Consider the following 4,729-nt stretch of genomic DNA (forward strand, 5'->3'; position numbering starts at 1 on the left):
CCTCAAATGGGGTCCTTATTCCATGCTTAATGACACGTTGTTAACAACCTACACCGATTCAAAGCTGCATGATCGCCCGAAGCGAAGAAAATCGTGGAGACATGACCCTCCACTCTGTCAACGCCTGCAGTTTTTGCACCATCTCAAATCAAAATATGGCGGCCGCATTCGTTCCTCCATCATGTTCAATGTCCGTCACTCAAAACCAAAGCTTGCACAGGAAGAAACATTGCCTGGAGCCGAAGAATCATGGCGTGGACCAAACCAACCGTGTCAACCACATGGAGGAATATCCAACGTCCGGTGCCAATGTCTTTCGCGGCTAGTGCTTCGTAATTATTAGTATAAACATTAGCGATACAACTTCCACCGGGTGGTACACCTTCTAGCTGCTCGACATAAAGCGGTTCCAGATAGGCAGTGATGGATCCAGGTGATCCGATTTTCTGAACATCGATCAATTCGTCTGTCGGCCGAAACTGTCCAGTAGCCACGACATCCTGAACCAAGACTACCGCCATTGGAATAATAGTGAACGGTTTACTTATACAAGTCGCTTCGGCAATCATTCCGGCCTTCAGAACTTGAGATTCGATCTGACCAAACCCCGCCACGAGAGCGGTCCGACCCGCCTCAGTCGGCACCAGAATACCAGCTGGTCGAAAATTCGTTACCACGTCGCCTGGTCTTAACGTAAATTGCTGCAAAGTCCCCGCTATACCAGCGCGCACAAGTCTCTTGTCTAATTCTACTTGCTCCTGCGCAAGGGCCGCCTGCGCACTCTCCTTTTGGGCAGGCAGAAGCGTGGATATCTGTGTCTCGAGAGTCTGCTTATTCGCTTTGGCGGCATCCACGGCACCCTTAAGGCCGTCGACAGAAACCTGTAAGCGTTCGATTTCACGAATGGCAACCACATTAGCATCACGCCGCATTAATTGCTGCTTTGACTTCAGTTCGTCCAAGGCTTGCTGATAAGCTCCTTGCGCCTGCTGAATGGTCCCGTCCGCAGCCCGCAGCGTGGTTAAAGTCACAACGATCTGAGCATCAACTTCAGCAATCTTGCGCTTGGCAGCCTCCGCTGCTGCCTGCTGTTCAGAGTTGTCGAGCTGAAACAGCGGCTGTCCAGCCTCGACCTTGTCATTGGTATTGACAAACACCTTTATTACTCTTCCTGTTCTTTCGGGCAGGATTGAAACTGTGCGATACATTGCGGTGGCGCTCTTGGTCGACGGATGGTAGTAAAAAATCAGTGTGATCAAAGATATTGTCAGAATCACACAAGCACTTATGCCCCACCGTAGTTCGTACCAAACTGTAAAGAGAGTGATATCGCGACCAATCCGCTTGTTCTGGATATAACGGCGAATAAGATAGTCGGGAAAAATCGTCAACATTGAACACATCAACAGCTCAAACATCGCTTAGTTTCCCTCCTTCAACGCATAAGTACCTGACCCCTCTACCGGCGCGTGCTCTAAGTTTTCACTATTTACTACCAACGCTGACTGGCTGGGCGGTTCAGTGGGGACTTTCGTGTTGTCCAAGTTTAGTGGAACGTCGGCTAGAGCTCGGCACTTCAGGCATTCATCTTGTTGCCCGGCGATCTGTGCAACAGAGCCAGCGATCATTACTAACGGGGTAGTAAAATCGGGAATACGGATCAGTGCTAGCAGCAATCCAGCGATCCAAAAAAAGTGGTTGTGCGTGAATAGAGAAATCAGGACCAGAACCGCAACTACTTCCATCTGGACCAGGTTGGTCCTGTGTGCCATTCGCTCTGGAAGGGCATGTAACTGAAAATAGAGATTGCCGACGACCAGGATCACTACCAGCATGAAGGCGACCATCCCGCTGAAGAGGACGTCAGTTTGGCCAGGAACGGTGATGAAAAATGGTAGATGCTCAACATCAATTTGATGAATTCTTCCGTCCAAGGAGATAGCCTCTCGAATTTTCTAATTTGATTTAATTAAGCGTCTGTCGGTTAATTGTCTTGCCATTTTACGCCAGAGCTCCGGCCTGTCGCGAAGCATATGCGAAATATGTACAGTCATAATCGTAGGGGTACCAACTGCCAGCACAGGCTAATACATAAAACAACAGAACATCAAAAGCCTTCGGAGCGCCAATACTTTAGCGTCGTCAATAATTCGTCATTATTATGCGCGGATTGATGGAGAGGTCTGATGACGACATAGATACGCGCTCGTTAGTGCACACCTACCTTTGGACGGGCCTCGGAAAGAGGCCTGGCCAAATTCTTATTTTACAACCAAGGTTACTTTTGGACGGAAATCAACCCGTTTACGTGGAGATTTTCCGCTCCGCGTCTTGGTTTCTTGTTATTTTAGACCACGGTCAATCTCACAAAGCGCTCCGCGAGACGAATTCCTCTCTTAAGAACGGTCGTTCTTTATCGTGCAACAAAATACGGGATGAGAAAATGGGTGCCCTTGAATATGTGTTGCACTGGATAAAGTCACATCAAACATATGTCTCTTCATCTGACGTTATACTCAGCTCAACATAATTCGAGGAATGGCCTTACATAAGCTGGCGGGATCAATCGAATTGTATGACCGCAATGATGACTGCTGGAACACGCTTCCATGGCCGCATCCTCCTCAATGGTGCTCAACACACTCATTCTGCCAAATGAAGGCCGTCAGAGGGGCGCCCATCCCATTAAAACCATATCAAACGGTTAGAAATGAAATACCAGCCCTAATATTGGACCTTGTTGAACCACGTCATAGATAAATCCATCATGGCTATAATCCACTCCGAGTGCACGATAGCCGGCTACTGCTGACAGATTGTCTTTGAACTGATAGCCGAACGTAGCGGCCAGGTCCCAATCGATCTTGGCTTGACCCGCACCGACAACACCCCAGACACTAAAATACAAAGTATCCGTAAGAAAATACTTTCCTCTCAGCCCTGCAACGGCATCAATCCATGCAGCACTATCACGTCCACTGTGCCCACCTAACAATCCACCATCGAAAGAAATTTCAGTGCTTACATACCAAATGCGCCCACCAGCCACGACATCAAGACGATTTGCACCGTCTTGAAGCACACTATACCCGCCGCCAAAAAAACCGGAAAAGGTTTCTGAACTAACGTCCACACTCGTGCTCATTACTCCAAGAGGAGTCTGACCCCCGGCAGATATTTTTGTATAAATGATATCGCTAATCAGACTGTAGCGATCGTAATGTCCCTCCATGACCCCCATGAACGAAAAATTCAGGTCATCTAAAAGGTTGCCAAAGTCCATGCTCATTTTTGTAGGCGGCAAGCCAAACTGTCCGGCAGTGCCACTGATGCCAGCAGCCCAAAAATATGGGCTCGCGCTAAAACGCCATTCGTCCTCTACAACGACATGCTTTTCAAGCTCCGATGCAACCGGCACTAGCAGAATATCGGCTGCAACAGCACCGTATTGAGTAACCATCAAAGCAGTGAATGAAATTGCGAATAACTTATAGTGACGCATTGTTTCCTCGAAATTAGATGTCATGGCTGCCGAAAAAATGCCAATGCTAGTGGGACGAAATCAGCTCTTCTTCAAAGGCACAGTCGATAGTGGGAGCGCTCGCTGCCTCCAGCTCTTTACGAGCAGCTTGAATATCAGCAACGAACTCAGGACTGGTGTGAAGTTTTGCAACCGTTGCTGCCCCCATAATGCGACCCGCATCAACATCGCTTTGCCAATGCGCATTGCAGATCACCCGACTTTGTCCGAACGACAATCCGCGCTTGAACAAACTATCAGCTCGCTTTGGATTGACTTCTGCCAGAGTGAGCGCCCATGCCCAGCCCGCAGCGGTATGTCCCGAGGGATAAGAGCCGTCCTCACGCAAAACGTCCTCATCATCTGGCTGACACGTACCTTCATCGTGCACGACAAATGGGCGGGTTCTATGATATTCATTCTTCACCCCATAAGTAGAAAGCCCGGCATCGGTCAGTACGCGCTGCATCAGTCCATAAAGATGGGGCGTCTTCTCTTCGCTAATCTCTGCGCCCATGGCACAAGAGAAGTTCTTTGCAGGCTGAGGGAAACGCAAGTCTGCATCTTTGCGCGCTAGATCCCAGCGTGCTTTTCCGCGCAGAGCAATTGTTGCTTCTCTTGCGGCCTCATCCCGCGCAAGGGCAGCACTTCCGTCAGCTGGAGGCGGCCCAAGCAAGACGCGACTATCAGGCAAATCCTTCTGTTGTAGATAGCCCGAAGCAAAGTGAAAACTTGGATCTGTAACCTTGGGACCTACTAATGTTTCCGCTAAAGCCGGCCATGTGGCTTGGGAAGACAATGCTAAGATAGTGACTATGGCCATTTTACAGATCTTCAACAACTCACCTTCTCCTCGAGAATAACGTAGGTAACTATTCGTCCATACTTGCTCAGCGCATTTGCCAATATGGCTAGAGCGGGCCGCACTTAATCCTAACCACTGCGCTCGCTCTATTTTTTGTTTTCACACATGTCGTTATTGCAGCGAAGCGGGATCAGAAATCCGTCCAGTGGACTGATTTCTCCGCGAAGGCGACTCCGACTTTTCAGAAACATGTTTTAGTTGAAGGGCTTAGCCTCTGGGAATTTCCACTCTCCGTCGAGAATGGTCTGATCCGGGCGATAAAGCCTTACGGTGTAGTTCCAGCCATCAACAATCGGAAGACAATTTGCGATTTTTCCATCACAACCACCGAACTGGGCAGTTAC

Annotated in this window: 4 protein-coding genes; all 4 read right to left on the minus strand. The window is 49.0% G+C overall.

The genetic code is table 11. The annotated features are described in order from the left end of the window. Positions 1 to 185 precede the first annotated feature (185 nt). The 4 genes from CEV31_RS19260 to CEV31_RS19275 all read right to left on the minus strand — a co-directional run bounded on the left by CEV31_RS19260 (position 186) and on the right by CEV31_RS19275 (position 4,343). Positions 186 to 1,418: an HlyD family secretion protein gene (locus tag CEV31_RS19260; protein WP_094509632.1), complete on the minus strand. Its 1,233-nt coding sequence runs from the start codon at positions 1,416 to 1,418 to the stop codon at positions 186 to 188. A gap of 3 nt (positions 1,419 to 1,421) precedes the next feature. Next, positions 1,422 to 1,934 carry a hypothetical protein gene (locus CEV31_RS19265; RefSeq protein ID WP_235818183.1) on the minus strand — a complete coding sequence of 171 codons (513 nt, stop codon included), beginning with the start codon at positions 1,932 to 1,934 and terminating at the stop codon, positions 1,422 to 1,424. 770 nt (positions 1,935 to 2,704) lie between these two features. Continuing rightward, positions 2,705 to 3,502: a hypothetical protein gene (locus tag CEV31_RS19270; RefSeq protein WP_094509636.1), complete on the minus strand. Its 798-nt coding sequence runs from the start codon at positions 3,500 to 3,502 to the stop codon at positions 2,705 to 2,707. Between the two features lie 46 nt (positions 3,503 to 3,548). Further along, positions 3,549 to 4,343, minus strand: coding sequence for an acid phosphatase (locus CEV31_RS19275; protein WP_094509634.1), 795 nt, complete (start codon positions 4,341 to 4,343; stop codon positions 3,549 to 3,551). Positions 4,344 to 4,729: the final 386 nt, after the last annotated feature.

Source organism: Brucella thiophenivorans, from assembly GCF_002252445.1.
Taxonomy (GTDB): Bacteria; Pseudomonadota; Alphaproteobacteria; order Rhizobiales; family Rhizobiaceae; genus Brucella; species Brucella thiophenivorans.